The sequence below is a fragment of the Mesorhizobium sp. PL10 genome, from assembly GCF_053714315.1.
In genome coordinates this window covers 34,250-51,579 of the sequence record NZ_JBSKBR010000002.1, presented here as the reverse complement: position 1 = coordinate 51,579, position 17,330 = coordinate 34,250, and the positions used below count along the sequence as shown (strand labels likewise).

The following is a 17,330-nucleotide window of genomic DNA, read 5'->3' as shown; positions in this document are numbered from 1 at the left end:
CGCCCACCCCAATCGGCCTCAGCCGACAGCCGCCGTCACCATGATCTCGACGCGATACTGGTCGCCGGCAAGCCGCGCCTCGACCGTTGCGCGCACCGGCATGGCGCCGCGGTCGATCCAGGCATCCCAGGCCGTGTTCATCATCTCGAAATCGGCGATGTCCCGGAGCCAGATCTGGGCGCTGAGCAGTTTCGACTTGTCGCTGCCGGCCTTGGCCAGAAGCGCATCGATCTTGGCGAGGATCTGCTTCGTCTGCGAGGTGGTATCGCCGGAGAGGTCGTCCGCCGTCAGGCCGGCGACATAGACGGTGCCGTTGTAGCGCAGCACCCGGCAGAAACGTTGGCCGTTTTCAAGACGTTCGATCGTCATGGAACTCCTCCTGGGGTGTCGGCGGATGTCGGCGACTTGCCTATGGTATGGACGGCACAAAACCGCTGTAAAGCCCCGCCGGCGGCCTGGACGCTGCTTTCCGTCTCCGGCATGGCCAAAAAAATCAAAGCCATAGCCGTATCTATCTTCGTTTGCAGCAAATGCTGCCCGGTGTAGCTTCTCGCTCAGGGTGGCGTCGTCGTCGGCGCCGCCAGGGGAGCAGCCATGAGGTCGATCGCCCAATCCGCGATGCGGCTGTGGCAAAACGCGGAGCGCTCGCGCGCTCTGCTGCCGATCATGACCGGTATCTGCCTCGCCTGCGTCGGCAGCGCCATGCTGACCACCGCCGTTTCGCTTCACCTCGGCAAGCCCGGCATTTCGCCCGATGTCGTCCAGATCGTGCTTACCGCCTATCCCGTCGGCTTTTTTGTCGGCTGTCTGGTCACGCGCCCGGCCGTCGCCCATTACGGCCACGAGCGCACCTTCGTGGCGGTCCTGGTGCTGGCGCTGTTGGCGGCCATGGGTTTCGTGTTCACCGATTTCGTGCCGAGCTGGATCTGCTTTCGCCTGCTTGGCGGCATGTCGATGGCTTCGCTCTTCGTGGTCTGCGAGAGCTGGATCAACCTCTATGCCGAGCAGCACAATCGCGGCGTGCTGTTCTCGCTCTACATGCTGACCACGGCGATCGCGGTACTGCTCGGCCAGATCCTCGTCGCGCTGGTTGGGCCGCAATCGCCGCATCTGTTCCCGGTGGCGACGGCGATGGTGCTGCTGGCACTGGTTTCCAAATTCATTGGCGGTCGCTGGCCGGCCCTGCCTGCCTCTCCTGCCGAGCCGGACCATGCGAGCGGACCTGTCAAACGCCTCGGCCCGCTGGCGCTGTTCCGCCTGGCGCCGGTGACGGTGGTCGCCATCTTCCAAGGGGGCATCACCAACATGAACATCTTCGTGCTGACTCCGATCTACGGCACCCAGATCGGGCTGACGGCGGGGGCGACGGTCGGGCTCGTGACCACGATCAGCATTGCCGGCATGCTGGCGCAGACGCCCGTCGGCTGGCTGTCGGACCGTTTTGAAAGGCGACTCATCCTGCTGGCGCAAGGCCTGCTGTCGGTCGCGCTTTGCGCGGCAATCGCATGGCTTGGCAATTTTTCCGAGCCGCTGCTGTTCGTGCTGTTCTTCCTCTACGGCGCCACGGCACTGACAATCTATCCGGTGGCGATGGCGTTCGGCGCATCGCAATTGCACAGCCGGCACATGGTCGGCGCCTCCGGCACGCTGCTTTTGCTCTATTCGATCGGCAATGTCGCGACTCCGGGCGTTTCCGCCGGATTGATGGCGCATATGGGCGCACCAGCGATGTTCCTGCTGCTTGGCGGCGGCGCGGTGCTGGTGACGCTTGCCGCCAGCTACAATCTCCTGCGCCGGCCGGTCGCGGCGAAGATCGTGCAAACCGTCGAGGAGCGGGTTTAATGACCGCCATGAGCCGCCTGCAAGACAGCGTCATCCTGATCGCGGGCGCCGCCAGCGGCATCGGCGCGGCGATTGCCGGCCGATGCAGCGCCGAGGGCGCAAAAGTTGTGTGCGCCGACTACGATCTCGAGCCGGCAGCGCAGCTTGCCGATACGCTCGGTCCTTCGGCTGCCGCCTGCCAATGCGACGTGACGGATAGTGGTTCCGCCCGGGCCGCCGTCGAATTCGCGCGACAAAAATACGGGCGGCTGGACGGGCTGGTGCACAATGCCGCCGCCCCTTCGACCAGCGCCACTGTGGTCGACCTCGACGAGAGCGCGTGGCGGCGCGAACTCGATGTCGGCCTGACCGGCGCGTTCCTGATGAGCAAGTACGCAGTGCCGCTGATCGCGGCAAGCGGCGGCGGCTCGGTTGTCTTCATCGGCTCGCAGTTCGGTCGCGTCGCCACCACAAAGGCGGTCGCCTACTGCGCCGCCAAGGCCGGGCTGATCCATCTCGCCAAGGCAATGGCTGTCGACCACGCCGCCGACAAGGTCCGCGTCAACAGCCTGTCGCCGGGTGCGGTGGCGACGACGCGGCTGCTGCGCCGCTTCGCGGATTTCGAGGCCGCCAATGCCACACTCGGGCCTGCGCATCTGCTCGGCCGGATCGCCGAACCGGAGGAGATCGCCGCAGCGGCTGTCTTCCTGCTTTCGCGGGATGCGTCCTTCGTCACCGGCTCCGACCTGCTTGTGGATGGCGGCTATGCGACGCGCTGAATTCTACAGGTCGAGTCTACAGGAGATCCCATGACGCTTCTCGTCACCGGCGGCACCGGCTTTGTCATGAGCGTGGTGGCCCATGAATGGCTCACCCGCGACCCGCAAGCCCGCGCCGTGATCCTCGACCGCTCCGGCCTCGACGCCATCGCGGAGAAATTCTTCGCGCCGGTGCGCGACCGCCTTACCGTGCTCACCGCCGACATACTGGATCCCAAACAATGGGCGGCAGCGCTCGACGCGCATGGCATCACGGCAATCGTCCATGGCGCGACGGTGACACCGAATTCGCGCCCGAGCGACCCGACACAACCGCCCGAGGCCAACGATCCGGCTGCCATCGTTGATGTCAATCTGATGGGCACGGTGCGCATGCTGGAATGGGCGCGGGGCCGCCCCGGCATCAAGCGTTTCGTCTATGTCAGCTCCGGCTCGGTCTATCGCCATAACGGGCCGGACTGGAGCGGCGAGCCGCTGCCCGAGGATGGCTATGTCGCGCCGCTGACGCTTTACGGCATTTCGAAATTCGCCGCCGAAATGGTCACCAACCGCTATGCTGACCTCTTCGGCCTGTCGGCCATCTCGGTGCGTCTGTCCTCGGTTTATGGGCCGATGGACCGCGTCACCGGCAGCCGCAATGTGCGCCATCTGCCGAACCGAGTCGCGCATATGGCGCTCAGCAACGAGACGATACGGCCGAACAGTCTTGAGCCGCTCGGCGACTATGTGCTGTCGAGCGATGTCGCCAAGGCAATCATGGCGCTGCTCGATGCCAAGATCTTGCGCTACCGCCACTACAATATCGGCAGCGGCGGCACGCAGACCGTCGGCGACTTCATCGGCTGGGCCGCCGAACGTTTCCCCGGCCTGATGAGCGAGGTCCGCCCGCAAGAGACGGCGAACATAGTCATGAACGCAGCCCTGAAGACGGGCATGTGGGGCGAGTACGACCTTGCCCGCATCGAGCGCGATACGGACTGGCGGCCGACGCCGGCGAAGCAGGCCTTCCATGATTACATCGACTGGATTGCCGCCAACGAAAGCTGAGGAGCAGAGCGATGCCGACCGAATTCCAGCAACCGCGCGACTTCGTCGGCTATGGCTCGAACCCGCCCTTCATGACCTGGCCGGGCGGCGTCAAGCTCGCCATCAACCTCGTGCTGAACTACGAGGAAGGCTCGGAATATTCCTGGCTCGAGGACGGCCGCAACGACAATTGGGGCGAGTACAATCTCGCCACGAGCCCGCCAGTGCGCGACCTCGGCACCGAGACCCATTTCGAATATGGCAGCAGGGCCGGTGTCTGGCGGCTGGCGCGGCTGTTCGACCGCTACGACATCCCGATTACCGTCTCCGCCTGCGCCGTCGCGCTGGAGCGCAACCCGGCGGTCGCTGAATGGATAAACGCGCGCGGGCACGATCTGCTCGGCCATGGCTTGCGCTGGGTCGATTACACGACGATGGAACGCAGCGAGGAAGAGCGCAAGCTGCACGAGGCGATTGCGCTCTACGAGAGGCTGATGGGCAGGCGTCCGCTGGGCTGGAACTGCCGTTCGCTGCCGAGCGTCAACACGCGCGACCTCTTGGTGCGCGAAGGCGGCTTCCTCTACCACTCCGACCCCTGCAATGACGACCTGCCGTATTTCCTCGACCACCAGGGGACCGAGATCCTGGTCGTGCCCTATTCCAAGGCGCTCAACGACAGCCGCTACCTCGTCGCGCCGGGCTACAGCAATCCGCGCGACTTCGCCGAGGATTGCCGCTCGGCCATCGACTACATGCTCGACGAAGCCGACGAGACCGGTGGCCGCATGCTGACGATTGGCATCCATGCGCGCTGGATGGGCCAGCCCAACCGTGCCTCGGGGCTGCGCGAAGTGATCGAGCACGTTAAGAGACAACCGGCTGCTGCCTTCATGCGGCGCGAGGATATCGCCCGCTTCTGGCTGGAGAACCATGCTGGCTTCGAGCAGCGCGCCTGACGGAGCGGGGCGGCATGTTCGAGACGCTGATCAGGGGCGCGACAATCGTCAATGCCGACAGGCAGGAGCGGCGCGATGTCGGCATTGCCGGCGGACGCATCGCAGCGCTGATCACGCCCGGCGGTGCAGCGGAAGCAGCGACCGTCATCGACGCTTCGGACTGCCTGCTGCTGCCCGGCCTGGTCGACGCGCACGCGCATCTGCGCGAGCCGGGGCTGACGCACAAGGAGGATTTTTCCTCAGGCACGCATGCCGCCGCCCTTGGCGGCGTGACGACGGTGCTCGACATGCCGACCGACGAGCCGTGGACAGCCAGCGCCGAGGAGCTGACCGACAAGATGGCGATGGCGGCAGGCCGGCTCCATGTCGATGTTGGTTTCCAGGCCGTGGTCAACCGCGATCTGTCGCCGATCCACGAGCTGCTCGACCTCGCACCGGTGTCGTTCGAATTGTTTACCGCCGACGTGCCGGAGACCTTCCTGTTTCGCAATTTCGACGCGGTTGCCGAGGCGCTCAGACATTTTGGCCATGCCGATACGCTGGTAGGCATTTCGCCGGGCGATCAATCGATGCTGACCGGCGCCAATGAGCGCAACAAGACAGGGACCATCGCAGCCTTTCTCGACAGCCGGCCACCGCTTGCCGAAGCCGGCGGCGTTGCGCGCGCCGTGCTTGCCGCCGCCGCGACAGGCGCGCGCGTCCATATCCGGCAGATCAATTCGGGGCCGGGCGTCGAAGCGTGGAGCCGGTTGCGCGACCGGGCGGACGCCAGCGTCGAGACGACTCCGCAGAATTTGTTCTTCACCGCCGACGATTACGAGACCCAAGGCGCCCGACTGAAGGGTTCGCCACCGTTACGGTCGCGGCAGGATGTCGAAGCCTTGCGCGCTGCGCTGAAGGGTGGGCTGATCGACATCGTCGCGACCGATCACGCGCCACACGCGCCGGCCGAGAAGGCCGCCGCATACGCCGCCTTCGCCGATATACCCGGGGGCATGCCGGGGCTGCAGACGCTGCTTCAGGTAATGCTGAAACTGGTGGACGAGGGACTGATCACTCATGCCGATGTGGTGCGGATGTGCGCGCGCAATCCGGCCGAGCGTTTCGGGCTCGGCAAGCGCAAGGGACGCATCGCCACCGGCTACGACGCCGACCTGCTGATCGTCGATCCGCACGTATCCAGCTCCATCTCCGACGCCGAGCAGGTTTCCCGCGCGGCTTACACGCCGTTCGACGGCTGGAGCGTGAAGGCCCGGCTGACCAATGTGTTCCTGCGCGGGCGAGAAATCGTGCGCGATCAGGCGCTGATCGGTGCGGGGCAAGGCAAGGTCGCGCGCCGGGAACACTAGACCGGTTCACCGTTGCAGGGAAACGGCGAACCGCCCTATCTCTTTGTTTTTACGCAATTCCGGACAGAAAACCGCTCATACTTTTCATGGAATTGCTCAAAGGAGACGAAATGCCCCTGCTCGAGAACAAGGTTGCGATCGTCACCGGCGGAAGTTCCGGCATTGGCCGTGCGATCGCGCTCAAATTCGCGGCGGAAGGCGCCGCCGTCATCGTCGCCGACACGGGCGAATTGCCGATCGAGGGTGGCGACAGCACGGCAGCCCTTATCGAATCTTCCGGCGGCACGGCGATGCATGTCACGACTGACATTGCGGACTGGGCTGCGGTCGACGCGCTGGTCGGCGCGACGGCCGCGCGTTTTGGACGGCTCGATGTGATGGTCAACAATGCCGCCATCTACACCAGCACCAATCTGATCGAGACCACGCCGGAGCAATGGAACCGCGTCATCGGCGTCAATCTGACCGGCTTCTTCCACTGCTCGAAGCGCGCCGTCATGCAGATGCTGACCCAGTCGCCAGTGAGCGAGATTCGCGGCCGTATCATCAACATTTCCTCGCAGCACGGCATGGTCGCCTGCCCGGGCGACTTTCCCTATTCGGTGAGCAAGGGCGGCATCGTACAGATGACGCGGCAGATCGCCGTCGATCATGCCGAGGACCTGATTGTCTGCAACGCGATTGCACCCGGCAAGATCATCACCGGCAAGCCGGGCGTTGCCAACGATCCCGACGCGCTCGCCTATTCGCACAGCCGCACCCCCTGGCCGCGGCTCGGCACGCCGAACGACGTGGCAGGCGCCGCGCTGTTCCTTGCCAGCGACATGGCAAGCTACGTCACCGGCATCAATCTGATGGTAGATGGCGGCTGGATGGCGGGGTGACAGGAATTGCGCCGCCGTTCAGGTACAGTGCGATGGCACCATTGGCCCTTGAACGGCCCAAATGGAGGCGTACCATCTCGGCATCTGAAACTGAGTCTGCTTTCATTCGTCTGGGCTAATGTCCGGACCGGATTGGGTATTTTCCTTGGCAATGGACGCAACCAGCGGCGCGGCGAAGCGCGGCAAATCGTTTGCCCATGTGGCGGAGGCGTCCTGGGGCAAGGGCCTCAGCACGCTGCTGCGCATCGTGCGCATGACGCTGCGCCATCCCTGGCAGGTGGCGATCACCATCGTCTCGACCTTCATCGCCGCGACGCTGCAGCTGTTCATCCCGCGCCTGCTCGGACGCGCCATCGATCAGGCGCAAGGCGTGATGGCCGCAGGTGGCGGCGCGGCTGCCGAGCAGGCGCTGTGGACGACGGCGATCACGCTGCTCGTCGTCAGCGTCCTGCGCGGCCTCTTCACCATGGCGCAGAACTATTACGGCGAGGCTGTCGGCCACCGCACCGGCTATGAACTGCGCCTCGCCTTCTACGAGAAGATCCAGCGCCTGAGCTTCTCCTTCCACGACAGGGTGCATACCGGCGACCTGATCACTCTCGGCCTGCTCGACCTCGACGGCGTGCGCATGTTCTTTTCCACCGGCATATTGCGCGTGGTGCTGCTCGGCGTGCTGATCGGCGTCGGATCCTATCTCCTGATCAGCACCGATCTTGAACTTGGACTGCTCAGCCTGAGCTTCGTACCGTTCGTCGCCTGGCGGTCCTCGGTCACGCAGCTCAGGCTGCGCAGCACCTGGCTGACGCTGCAGGAGCGGCTGTCGGTGCTGAGCCGGGTGATGGACGAAAATCTCGGTGGCATCCGGGTCGTGCGCGCCTTCGCAGCGCAGCGGCATGAGCTGGAAAAATTCGACCGCGCCAAGCTATCGGCGCTGCAGCTCGCCAATCAGCGCGTCGACATCCGCGTCGCCAACACCAGCGCCATGAACTTTTCGTTCCTCGCCTCCATGGGGCTGGTGCTGTGGTTCGGCGGCCAGAAAGTGATGGCGGGCGAGATCAGCGTCGGTACCCTGGCCCAGTTCCTGACCTTCATGACCATCCTGCAGATGCCGGTGCGCCAGCTTGGCCTGATGGTCAACTCGTTCGCCCGCGCCTCGACGTGCGGCACAAGGCTGTTCGAACTGCTCGACGCCGAGCTCGACATCGAGGACGCACCGGGCGCCAAGGATCTCGTGGTCAGCGAAGGTGTGCTGCGCTTCGACAATGTCGGCTTCCGCTACGCAGGCACGGGCGGCCGGCCGGCGCTGTCGGGCATCTCCTTCGAGGCCAGATCCGGCGAGACCGTCGGCATTGTCGGCCCGCCGGGAAGCGGCAAGTCGACTATCGCGCATCTCATCCCGCGCTTTTATGACGTGACGTCGGGCGCGATCACTATTGACGGCCAGGACATCCGCGCGGTCACGCTGCAGTCGCTGCGCAAGGCGGTCGGCGTCGTGCAGCAGGACGCATTCCTGTTCACAACCTCGATCGAAAACAACATCGCCTATGGCAATCCCTGGGCGCGCGAGACCCGCATCGGGCAGGCCGCCGAATATGCCCAGCTGCACAACTACATTATCGGGCTTCCGGCCGACTACAAAACGGTGGTCGGGGAGCGCGGCGCCTCGCTTTCGGGAGGCCAGCGGCAGCGTCTGACCATTGCCCGCACCCTGATGCTGCGGCCTTCGGTGCTGGTCTTCGACGATTCCACCGCGGCCGTCGACGCCGGGACGGAGCAGCGTATCCGCACCGCCATGAAACGCTTCACCAAGGACCGCGTGACCCTGATCATCTCGCATCGGCTGAGCTCGCTGATGCATGCCGACCAGATCCTGTTCGTGGAAGGCGGACGTATCGTCGAACGTGGCACGCATGAAGAGCTGCTGGCACTCAAAGGGCGCTACCGCGCGCTCTACGATTTGCAGCTGCGGCCGGATGAAGACCGGCTCGAAGGAGCCGCCTGATGTCCAAGCAGGATGACGACGAAAAGGACGACAAAAGCGGCCGGCCGACCAAGGCCGTCGTTGGCTCGCATCGCGACGACGAGGAGGTTTTCGGCAAGGCCTACGATCCGCGTATCGTGCGTCGCATCTGGAGCTTCGTGAAGCCGTATCAGGGTCGGCTCTTCATCTCGGTTGCCGCGGTGCTGGTGTTCACGCTGACGCAGCTGGCGATCCCGCTGGTCATTCGCTACGCCATCGACCATGGCATGGCCGCAGGCAAGGCCGACCGCTCCGTGATGAACTGGGCGATCGGCGCTTTCGCCGCGATCATCCTGATCAACTACGGCGCCTCCTACGTGCAGGAGAGCGTCGTCGGCAAGGTCGCCGAAAACGTGCTGTCCGACCTGCGCCGCGCCATGTTCAGCCATTTGCAGCGGGTCTCCTTGAGCTTCATGGATAAGACCGAAGTCGGACGGCTGATGTCGCGCCTGCAGGGCGACGTCAATTCGATGCAGGAATTCCTCGAGACGTCGGTGATGTCGGTGGGCGATATCGTGCTGTTGTTCGGTATCGTCACCGTCCTGCTCTGGCTTGATTTCCGGCTCGGGCTTTTGACGCTGTCGACCATGCCGGCGCTGTTCATCGTGCGCCTGTTCTGGCTGCCGCGCGCCAAGGTCGCCTTCATGGCCGCGCACGAGACCAACTCGATCGCCAACGGCGCGCTCGCCGAAGGCATCCATGGCGTGCGCACGGTGCAGAGCCTGGAGCGCCAGCACGTCAATTTCGAGCTCTATGACGAGAAGGTGCTGGCCAATTTGAGGACGCACCTGACCTCGGCCAGATATGCGCAGGTGATGGTGCCGATCGTCGACACGCTGACCGGCATCGCCATGGCGACGGTGATTGTCGTCGGGGGTTCGATGGTGCTGTCGCACGGCCTCGACATCGGCGTCATGGTGGCGTTCCTGTTCTACATCCAGCGCTTCTTCGACCCGATCCGCTCGCTCACCATGCAGTATTCAGTCATGCAGCGCGCCATGGCCTCGGGCCAGCGCATCTCCGAAGTGCTCGACGTGCCGGTCGATGTCAGCGATAAACCAGGCGCAGTCGCTCTGTCGCGCGACATGGACGGTTCGGTCGAATTCAGGAACGTCACCTTCGGCTACCGCAAGGGCCAGCCGGTGCTGAAGGACATCTCGTTTCGCGTCAATCCCGGCGAGACCGTCGCGCTGGTCGGGCCGACCGGGTCCGGCAAGTCGAGCTGCATGGCGCTGGTGCACCGCTTCTACGATGTCTGGTCGGGCGAGGTGCTGGTGGGCGGCCACGATGTGCGCGACGTCACGCAGGATTCGCTCGGCGACCAGGTCGCGATGGTGCTGCAGGAACCGTTCCTGTTTTCAGGAACGGTGCTGGAAAACATCCGCTACCACAAGACATCGGCAAGCCGTGACGAGGTGGTGCGCGCGGCGCAGGCCGTCGGCGCGCATGAGTTCGTCGAATACCTGCCCGACGGCTACGACACCGAACTCGAACAGCGCGGCGGCAACTTGTCGCTCGGCCAGCGCCAGCTGATCAGTTTTGCCCGTGCACTGGTGGCGGATGCCAAGATTCTGGTGCTCGACGAGGCTACGGCCAGCATCGATTCCTACACCGAGATGCTGATCCAGAAGGCGCTGGTGACGCTGCTCGAAGGCCGCACGGGGCTGGTGATCGCCCACCGGCTGGCGACCATACGCGGCGCCGACCGCATCATCGTGCTGCAGAATGGCGAGATCGTCGAAAGCGGCAACCATGACCAGCTTATGGCGAGGCAAGGCCTCTACGCCCGCCTCTACAACATGAACTACGCTTCGTTCGACGACATCTCCGAGGATGAGATGACGACAGGCGCACCCGTCGGCAAGGCGACGTGAAGGGTGGCCTGTTGAGCCCAACGGAAACTCGCGGGAAGCGGCGCATAGCGGGTCAGCGATTCTATCAAACGCCGAGTCCCTCCGGGGCCAGCAGGCAGGGTTCCTGCTTTTCTTAGCCGTCAAACAGAGACCGTAATCACGCCGGCTGCGCTTGCCCTTGGCGCGCAAGGGTTGCAAGTCATTGGAACAGGATGGCCTGCCGCGAGTTTCTGTCTTCGAGCCGCGCGGTGTGAATGGCGCGGCAACGCAAGGAGACTGCAAATGGGCCTGGGTACCATTCTTATTATCATCCTGATCATCGCGTTGCTCGGCGGCTTCAGCGGCCTCGGCGGCGGACCCTTTTATGGCACCGGTTACTATGGCGGCGGCGGCCTCGGGCTGGTGCTGATCATCGTCATCATTCTGGTTGTTCTTGGGCGCATATAGTGCCGCTGCCAGCGGCCGCCGGACCTCGGCGGCCGCTCTCCGTTTGAAGACATTGGTTGGCAGCTGAACAGTGCCGGCGTCTGGAGATATTGGTGGCACGCAAACTCGACCTGCGCAGCGGCCGGCCGGTCTGGTTTGCCTATCGGGCACCATCGGTGCCTACGGAAAAACTTAAGCGCGATGTCAAGACCGACGTGCTGATCGTCGGCATGGGGATCAGCGGCGCCATGGCCGCCGAAACACTGACCGCCTGCGGTCATTCGGTCATCTGCATCGACCGTCGTGGTCCGCTGCTCGGGTCGACCTCGGCAACCACCGCCCTGGTGCAGTTCGAGCTCGACCAGCCACTGACGAAACTTTCGGCCATGGTCGGGAAGGCCGATGCCGGACAGGTATGGCGGCGGTCGCGCCTGGCGGTATCCAACCTTGGCGGACGGATCGCCGAACTGGGCATCGACTGTCGCCTGACACCATCGTCCTCGCTTTATCTGGCCGGCGATGCGCTCGACCCCTCTGCACTGCGCGATGAGGCAGAGGCACGCCGGCAGGTCGGCATCGGCGCAAGTTACCTGACCCGCAAGGAGCTCGCCGACGAGTTTGGTATCGATCGCGCCGGCGCCATCCTCAGCCACGGCAATCTGGCGCTCGACCCGCGCAAGCTGACGGCTGGCCTGCTGCTGAAAACCTTGCAGCGCAAGGCGCGCTTCTATGCGCCGGTGCAGGCGACGGCGATCGAGGACAGAAGCGACCAGGTCGTCGTCGCCACCAGCCTCGGTCCGACGATCACCGCGCGGCATCTGGTGCTGGCCACCGGCTATGAACTGACTGATATCATCCCGAAGACCGCGCACAGCGTCGTCTCGACCTGGGCGATCGCCACGGCCCCGCAACCGAAAAACATCTGGCCGGACGCAGCGCTGATCTGGGAGGCGTCGGAGCCATATCTATATCTGCGCGCAACAGAAGACGGCCGCGTCATCTGCGGCGGCGAGGACGAGGAGTTCACCGACGAGGCACGTCGCGACGCGCTGATCGCCGACAAGGCGAAACGTCTGGCGAAGAAACTGCATCGCCTGCTGCCACGACTCGACGTGAGGCCCGAATTTGCCTGGACCGGTTCATTCGGAACGACCATCACAGGCATGCCCTATATCGGCGCCCTGCCCCGGCATCCACGCATCCATGCCGTGATGGGTTATGGCGGCAACGGCATCACCTTCTCGCAGGTCGCTTCGGAGATCGTTGCCTCGGCGATCGGCGGCATCGAAGACTCCGATGCGAAGCTGTTTTCATTCAGCCGATCCTGATCGAGGGCCTCCGTTCGCCGAGCTGCCACCCTGGAATCGCTCTCGTCAGGTCGGCAGATTTGTGCGTCTCTGCGCCATCAGAAACACCACAAGCACACAGCACAGCAGGCCAAGCGAGGATGGCAGCCCCTGATGTCCGGTCAGCTGCATTGCCAGTCCCGCCACCGGCGAGCCGACGATGCCGCCTATGCCCCACACGAAGGCGAAGGCTGCATTCCCTGCGATCAAGGTTTGACCGGTGAAACGCTCGCCTAGCTGGATCAGAGACAGCGTGTAGATCCCGAACGAGACTCCGCCCCAGATGAAGAAGAGCGGCCAGATCAGCCACGTGTCGAAGAGCAACGGCAACAGCAGGCAACCGGCAAGGCAAAGCAGGACACAAAACAGCATCATCCGCTTCGAGCCGAACCGTTCTGCGGCGCGCCCGAGCACAATCTGCAGAACGGCATTGCCGGCGATGAAACAGGTGATGAGCGAAGCGATGCGCTGTTCCGCGCTGCCGAGTGCGGCGCCATAGACCGCGAACAGGGACAGCAGAACCTGCTCGAAGGCGGCAGCCGTGAAGACGGCGAACAAAAGCAGCGGCGCCAGGGCGAAGAAGCCGCCGACCGAAACCGCCTCGCCGTCACGCGGCATGTCGGGCAGCCGCTGCGAGACGGCAAGCACGATCAGGCCGCAGACCAGGAAGGCCGCGCTGCCGATAATGAAGGGCGGCCACCCCTGCGTGCCGACCAGGCCGAGCGACAGCGGGCCGAGGCCGAAGCCGGCCGAAACAATCGAGGAATAAAGGCCCATGATGCGGCCCCGGCGTGCGGCGGGCGTGATCGAAACCAGCCAGGTTTCGCTGATCACGTAAAGCGGATTGGCAAAGAAGCCGAGCAGGAAGCGCAGCGGCGTCCAGGCCCAGACGTCCTGCGTCCAGGCAATCGCGATCAGCGCGGTTGCCGCCAGAATGGAACACAGGACCGCAAAGCGCGCCGCCCCCACGCGCCGGACCAGCGCCGGCGTGAAGAGCGACGATACGATGAAACCCAGTGGCGTCATCGCGGCGGAGAGGCCGATCAGGCCCGGTGTTGTCCCCTGCCGTTCCAGGATGAAGCTGAGCAGCGGATAGGTCAGCCCCTGCGCCACGGCGAAAACCGTCACGGTCGCGATGATACCGGCCATCGCGGCCCATGGGATGCGGTTCTCGCGGGCTGACGTCGCGTATTCGGCGCTCATGCAGCTTTCGAAGCAAGATCGGTACATTCCGGCAAGTGCAAATACCGGCGAAGCGCCATGGCACGCTGAAATTGGCGAACCGGTTTCATCTGCGGCCTTACACTTCCCAAAAGCGCTTGACGATCTCGGCCTCGACCTGGCGTCTGGTCAGGCCGATATCGTCGATCAGATGCGGATTGGTCTCCGCCATCTGCTTCAGGTCCCAGCGAAAGTGTATCCGTTCACGCCAGGCCGCAATCATGCCGCGCGGGCTCGTCGGACTCCGGCGCGATGACGCCGCTGATTGTTCCGGCCAGGCTGCCGAAGCAGAAGCAAGGGTATCGTTCATGGCAACCTCCATTCGGTTTGAGAGCAAGAGCCCTCGGTAGGAGGCTGAACTGTGCAGCATGCGGACGGCGCCGTAATTAAGCGCAGCCAAATAGTTCTCAAAAGTTCCAAACCGGTTATAGATGCGCGCTATGCAAGGATCGCGCTTTGCCTTTGGTCCCTTCGTGCTTGATCCGGGTGCGGGAACGCTCCTTCGGGACGATGTCCCCGTCGCCGCCGGCCACCGCGGACTGCAACTGCTGGCGGCGCTCGTCGCCCGGCCCGGCGAGATCCTCGCCAAGGCCGAGTTGATGGACGCGGCATGGCCAGGCACGGCCGTCGAGGAAGGCAACCTCACCGTCCAGATCGCGCAATTGCGCAAGCTGCTGGGTCCGGCTGCGAACGGCGGTGAGTGGATATCGACGATTCCGCGCGTCGGCTACCGCTTCACCGGCGCGATCGAACAACTCGGCGATGCCAATCGACAGGCTTTGCCGCTGCCCGCCAAGCCGTCGATAGCCGTGCTGCCCTTCGCCAATTTCAGCAACGACCCCGAGCAGGAAGCCTTCGCCGACGGGTTGACCGAAGACCTGATCACCGACCTGTCGCGGATCGGCGGCCTGTTCGTCATCGCGCGCAACTCGACCTTTGCCTACAAGGGCAAGGCGGTGGATGTGCGCGAGATGGCCAGGGAACTTGGCGTGCGCTATTTGCTGGAGGGCAGCGCCAGACGTGCCGCCGGGCGCGTGCGCATCAACGCCCAGCTGGTCGACGCGCTGAGCGGCGAGCATCTGTGGGCGGACCGCTTCGATCGCGGCCTGGAAGATATCTTTGCCGTCCAGGACGAGGTGACGGCCAAGATCGTTGAGGCGCTGCTTGGCCGGCTGCGCGCGCCGCCGCCGCGCAACCGGCCGAGGAATTTCGAGGCTTACGATCTTGTCGTGCGGGCGCGAAAGCTGATCGACGATTCGCCGCAGTCGGCGCGCGAGGCGCATCTGTTGCTGACGCGTGCGGTTGCGCTCGATCCGGACTATGCCGAGGCCTATCGTTGGCTTGCCATGAACCACTGGATGGGATGGGTGCATTGGGGCGAGCCCATTGAACCTGCCCGGGGCCTTGCTCTGGAGCTGGCGCGCAAGGCCGTGGCGATCGATCCCAACGATGCCGGCTGTCGCTGGGTGCTGGGCAATCTGCTTGCCTATGAGCGCAGTTTCGAAGAGTCGGACGCGGAATTTGCCAAGGCGTTCGAACTCGACCCGAACGAGGCCGATGCCTGGGCGACATTGTCCGACATCGCGGTGCTGGCCGGCCGCGTCGAAGAAGGCCTCGAATACATCCGCAAGGCGTTCCGGCTGAATCCGTTTCCGGCAAGCTGGTACTATCTGACGCTCGGCCAGGCGCAATATGCGGCGCGCGACTATGAAGGCGCCGTCGAGACGCTGCGCCGGGAGGAGACGTATCGGACAAGCTCGCGCCGCTTCCTGGCGGCAAGCCTTGCCCAGCTCGGCGACCTCGGCGCGGCGCGCGCCGAGGTCGACCTGTTCCTTGTCGCCAACCCGCATTTCACCACCCGCCACTGGGTCGAAACCGAGCCATTCCGCGACACTGCCACGCTCGAACATTTCGTCGATGGCTTCCGCAAGGCCGGCCTTCCGGAGTGACGGACCGGTCCGCGCTCGATCGATGACGCAGCGCCCGTACGATGCCAGCACGGTCGGCTCAATCCTGGCCAATGTTTGCAAGTCGCGAGGCCGCTCGACCGATGTTGCTTTCGCGTGCAGTCAGCCAACAGTGGTTGGAGCGAAAGACCAAGTCTTGCTGAAGAGGAAAGGCTCGCAAGAACTTTCATGCCGTGCCAAAACACGGTATCAATCGACCCGATCGGCACGCCGTCCATGGCCGGACCAGGGATGGTGCCTGAGCGGCGCAAGGAGTAGGAAGTGGAGGCCTCATGGGATTTGTGACGCTGGAGCATTTCGCGGGATGTGTCGGCAGTGCGTTCGACGTCGACATGGGCGAGAGTTCCCTGTCCATGACGCTGTCGGAGGCGCGGCCGCTGCCGGAAAGCGGATTTCCCGGAATGCGGCGATCGCCCTTTTCCCTGATGTTCCGGAGCGGCTCACAGGTCGTGCTGCCGCAAAAGCTTTACAAGCTGAAAAACGTGACACTGGGCAATCTGGAAATATTCCTGGTCCCTGTCGCCAGGGACAAGGAAGGCATCGTCTATCAGGCGATCTTCAATTGAGAGTGCAGCCCGGTCGCGGAACGACCGGACGAGCAAGGCCGGTCAGGCCGCAGACCACTGCATCCCGATATGGGTATCGCTGGCCTCGACTTCTTGAAACTCAAGGCGGCGGTAGAGAGCTTGCGCACGGATGTTGCGCCGCTCGACATGCAGGAACACGCCTGATGCCCCGGAGGTTTGTGCCTGGCGTTGAACCGCCTTCAGCATGGCAAGTCCCCGGCCGCGATTGCGCCACTCCGGCAGAAAACCGATGTCGATGATATGCCAGCGCTTGGCACGTGTATCGACATAGAGCCGTCCGATCGGCTTGCGCTTGTCCTGCAGTATCAGGAAATCGGCGTTTGAAAATACGCTGACATAGTGGCGGTGCTGGAGGTTGAATTGCCCGTCGATGAAGGCCCGCTTCATCTCATGCGGCCACGGCACGGGTTCCATTTCCTCCATGCGGAATGACCAGTAGAGCTGGCGCAGAAATGGAATGTCGGCGAGCGTCGCGTTGCGGGACGCGCCACGGGGAAAGCTCAGCCGGGAGCTCTCGGCGGCAGGAAATGCCGGCAACGCTTCTGATTCGACCGAGACCATCAACCGAAGGACGGATAGACCCCCGACATCGCTATACTGTAATTCAGCGCGAGGTAAGGCTGACGATTCTCGTGCTGCTGACTGCCCCCGGTAATGCCGAGCATGGTGGGCAGAAATTGCGTGTTCGCCTGCGCGTCGGCAACAAAAGGACTGGTGCTTCCCGGCGGGCCCAATGAGTAGCCGGCAGAGGGCGACCCCGTTTTCTTGGCCAGATCCGGCTGGTTGTATATTGTGAATTGATGCATATGCGCTGGCATTTCGGCCACCGTCAGCGTCTCGCCGTTTGCGCCAAACGTCTCGCCGATAGTCCGGCTTGAAAGCCCGGGGCCTGTGCCCTGGTTGCAGCCGGCGCGGTTGGTAAAATTGGGCAGCTGAAAGGTGGTTGTGCCATTGCCGCCGTAATTGGTGCCAAGCAACGAGAATAGCGCCGAATATTGCTGGATCGGAACAACGGCGCCGTTGCAGGACGCCCACCCACGCGGGGCGAAGCCGAAGCCGAAGACCTGTATCTCACCGAGGAAGGGCTCAGTCATT

17 protein-coding genes are annotated in these 17,330 nt (G+C 63.9%); 12 read left to right on the top strand and 5 right to left on the bottom strand.

The features are described 5' to 3' along the window. Positions 1-18: 18 nt before the first annotated feature. The gene (locus ACWGTO_RS03900; RefSeq protein WP_140678226.1) at positions 19-369 is read right to left on the bottom strand and encodes a RidA family protein; all 351 of its coding nucleotides are present in this window, start codon (positions 367-369) and stop codon (positions 19-21) included. Between the two features lie 225 nt (positions 370-594). Between ACWGTO_RS03900 and ACWGTO_RS03895 the strand changes: the two genes are divergently transcribed. From ACWGTO_RS03895 to ACWGTO_RS03850, 10 genes are all read left to right on the top strand, one after another. Then, positions 595-1,842 (top strand): MFS transporter, encoded by a 1,248-nt coding sequence (locus tag ACWGTO_RS03895; RefSeq protein WP_454573552.1) that lies wholly within the window; start codon positions 595-597, stop codon positions 1,840-1,842. Next, positions 1,842-2,600, top strand: coding sequence for an SDR family NAD(P)-dependent oxidoreductase (locus ACWGTO_RS03890; protein WP_454573551.1), 759 nt, complete (start codon positions 1,842-1,844; stop codon positions 2,598-2,600). Before ACWGTO_RS03895 ends, ACWGTO_RS03890 begins: the two co-directional genes overlap by 1 nt. A gap of 30 nt (positions 2,601-2,630) precedes the next feature. Further along, complete coding sequence (locus ACWGTO_RS03885) at positions 2,631-3,647, top strand: NAD-dependent epimerase/dehydratase family protein (protein ID WP_454573550.1); 1,017 nt, start codon at positions 2,631-2,633, stop codon at positions 3,645-3,647. An 11-nt stretch (positions 3,648-3,658) separates the two neighbouring features. Continuing rightward, entirely contained in the window at positions 3,659-4,582 is a 924-nt protein-coding gene (locus tag ACWGTO_RS03880; protein WP_454573549.1) for a polysaccharide deacetylase family protein, read from the top strand. 14 nt (positions 4,583-4,596) lie between these two features. Beyond that, on the top strand, positions 4,597-5,931 hold the full coding sequence (locus ACWGTO_RS03875) for a dihydroorotase (protein ID WP_454573548.1): 1,335 nt from the start codon (positions 4,597-4,599) through the stop codon (positions 5,929-5,931). Positions 5,932-6,041: 110 nt separating this feature from the next. Next, a complete protein-coding gene (locus ACWGTO_RS03870) occupies positions 6,042-6,815 on the top strand; it encodes an SDR family NAD(P)-dependent oxidoreductase (protein WP_454573547.1) in 774 nt (257 codons plus the stop codon). A 151-nt stretch (positions 6,816-6,966) separates the two neighbouring features. Beyond that, positions 6,967-8,817, top strand: coding sequence for an ABC transporter ATP-binding protein (locus ACWGTO_RS03865; protein WP_454573546.1), 1,851 nt, complete (start codon positions 6,967-6,969; stop codon positions 8,815-8,817). Continuing rightward, a complete protein-coding gene (locus ACWGTO_RS03860) occupies positions 8,817-10,709 on the top strand; it encodes an ABC transporter ATP-binding protein (RefSeq protein ID WP_454573545.1) in 1,893 nt (630 codons plus the stop codon). The genes ACWGTO_RS03865 and ACWGTO_RS03860 overlap by 1 nt, the downstream gene beginning before the upstream one ends. A gap of 261 nt (positions 10,710-10,970) precedes the next feature. Next, positions 10,971-11,135 carry a DUF3309 family protein gene (locus ACWGTO_RS03855; RefSeq protein WP_023667887.1) on the top strand — a complete coding sequence of 55 codons (165 nt, stop codon included), beginning with the start codon at positions 10,971-10,973 and terminating at the stop codon, positions 11,133-11,135. A gap of 92 nt (positions 11,136-11,227) precedes the next feature. Then, on the top strand, positions 11,228-12,442 hold the full coding sequence (locus ACWGTO_RS03850; protein ID WP_454573544.1) for an NAD(P)/FAD-dependent oxidoreductase: 1,215 nt from the start codon (positions 11,228-11,230) through the stop codon (positions 12,440-12,442). A gap of 45 nt (positions 12,443-12,487) precedes the next feature. Here ACWGTO_RS03850 and ACWGTO_RS03845 read toward each other — a convergent pair whose 3' ends face one another. Next, positions 12,488-13,663 carry an MFS transporter gene (locus tag ACWGTO_RS03845; protein WP_454573543.1) on the bottom strand — a complete coding sequence of 392 codons (1,176 nt, stop codon included), beginning with the start codon at positions 13,661-13,663 and terminating at the stop codon, positions 12,488-12,490. Between the two features lie 97 nt (positions 13,664-13,760). Further along, positions 13,761-13,991, bottom strand: coding sequence for a DUF1127 domain-containing protein (locus ACWGTO_RS03840; protein WP_454573542.1), 231 nt, complete (start codon positions 13,989-13,991; stop codon positions 13,761-13,763). A gap of 121 nt (positions 13,992-14,112) precedes the next feature. Here ACWGTO_RS03840 and ACWGTO_RS03835 point away from each other — a divergent pair, with 121 nt between their 5' ends. Next, entirely contained in the window at positions 14,113-15,630 is a 1,518-nt protein-coding gene (locus ACWGTO_RS03835) for a winged helix-turn-helix domain-containing tetratricopeptide repeat protein (protein WP_454573541.1), read from the top strand. A 290-nt stretch (positions 15,631-15,920) separates the two neighbouring features. Beyond that, positions 15,921-16,214 carry a DUF6916 family protein gene (locus ACWGTO_RS03830; RefSeq protein ID WP_454573540.1) on the top strand — a complete coding sequence of 98 codons (294 nt, stop codon included), beginning with the start codon at positions 15,921-15,923 and terminating at the stop codon, positions 16,212-16,214. Positions 16,215-16,256: 42 nt separating this feature from the next. Here ACWGTO_RS03830 and ACWGTO_RS03825 read toward each other — a convergent pair whose 3' ends face one another. Continuing rightward, positions 16,257-16,796, bottom strand: a complete 540-nt coding sequence (locus tag ACWGTO_RS03825; RefSeq protein WP_454573539.1) for a GNAT family N-acetyltransferase — start codon at positions 16,794-16,796, stop codon at positions 16,257-16,259. Beyond that, a complete protein-coding gene (locus tag ACWGTO_RS03820; RefSeq protein WP_454573538.1) occupies positions 16,796-17,329 on the bottom strand; it encodes a phage tail protein in 534 nt (177 codons plus the stop codon). The genes ACWGTO_RS03825 and ACWGTO_RS03820 overlap by 1 nt, the downstream gene beginning before the upstream one ends. Between the last annotated feature and the right edge of the window lies 1 nt (position 17,330).

Excerpts from the sequence above, each read along its gene's own strand:
- ACWGTO_RS03900 (WP_140678226.1), bottom strand. The coding sequence starts at position 369 with ATGACGATCGAACGTCTTGAAAACGGCCAACGTTTCTGCCGGGTGCTG.
- ACWGTO_RS03895 (WP_454573552.1), top strand. The coding sequence starts at position 595 with ATGAGGTCGATCGCCCAATCCGCGATGCGGCTGTGGCAAAACGCGGAG.
- ACWGTO_RS03890 (WP_454573551.1), top strand. The coding sequence starts at position 1,842 with ATGACCGCCATGAGCCGCCTGCAAGACAGCGTCATCCTGATCGCGGGC.
- ACWGTO_RS03885 (WP_454573550.1), top strand. The coding sequence starts at position 2,631 with ATGACGCTTCTCGTCACCGGCGGCACCGGCTTTGTCATGAGCGTGGTG.
- ACWGTO_RS03880 (WP_454573549.1), top strand. The coding sequence starts at position 3,659 with ATGCCGACCGAATTCCAGCAACCGCGCGACTTCGTCGGCTATGGCTCG.
- ACWGTO_RS03875 (WP_454573548.1), top strand. The coding sequence starts at position 4,597 with ATGTTCGAGACGCTGATCAGGGGCGCGACAATCGTCAATGCCGACAGG.
- ACWGTO_RS03870 (WP_454573547.1), top strand. The coding sequence starts at position 6,042 with ATGCCCCTGCTCGAGAACAAGGTTGCGATCGTCACCGGCGGAAGTTCC.
- ACWGTO_RS03865 (WP_454573546.1), top strand. The coding sequence starts at position 6,967 with ATGGACGCAACCAGCGGCGCGGCGAAGCGCGGCAAATCGTTTGCCCAT.
- ACWGTO_RS03860 (WP_454573545.1), top strand. The coding sequence starts at position 8,817 with ATGTCCAAGCAGGATGACGACGAAAAGGACGACAAAAGCGGCCGGCCG.
- ACWGTO_RS03855 (WP_023667887.1), top strand. The coding sequence starts at position 10,971 with ATGGGCCTGGGTACCATTCTTATTATCATCCTGATCATCGCGTTGCTC.
- ACWGTO_RS03845 (WP_454573543.1), bottom strand. The coding sequence starts at position 13,663 with ATGAGCGCCGAATACGCGACGTCAGCCCGCGAGAACCGCATCCCATGG.
- ACWGTO_RS03840 (WP_454573542.1), bottom strand. The coding sequence starts at position 13,991 with ATGAACGATACCCTTGCTTCTGCTTCGGCAGCCTGGCCGGAACAATCA.
- ACWGTO_RS03835 (WP_454573541.1), top strand. The coding sequence starts at position 14,113 with ATGCGCGCTATGCAAGGATCGCGCTTTGCCTTTGGTCCCTTCGTGCTT.
- ACWGTO_RS03830 (WP_454573540.1), top strand. The coding sequence starts at position 15,921 with ATGGGATTTGTGACGCTGGAGCATTTCGCGGGATGTGTCGGCAGTGCG.
- ACWGTO_RS03825 (WP_454573539.1), bottom strand. The coding sequence starts at position 16,796 with ATGGTCTCGGTCGAATCAGAAGCGTTGCCGGCATTTCCTGCCGCCGAG.
- ACWGTO_RS03820 (WP_454573538.1), bottom strand. The coding sequence starts at position 17,329 with ATGACTGAGCCCTTCCTCGGTGAGATACAGGTCTTCGGCTTCGGCTTC.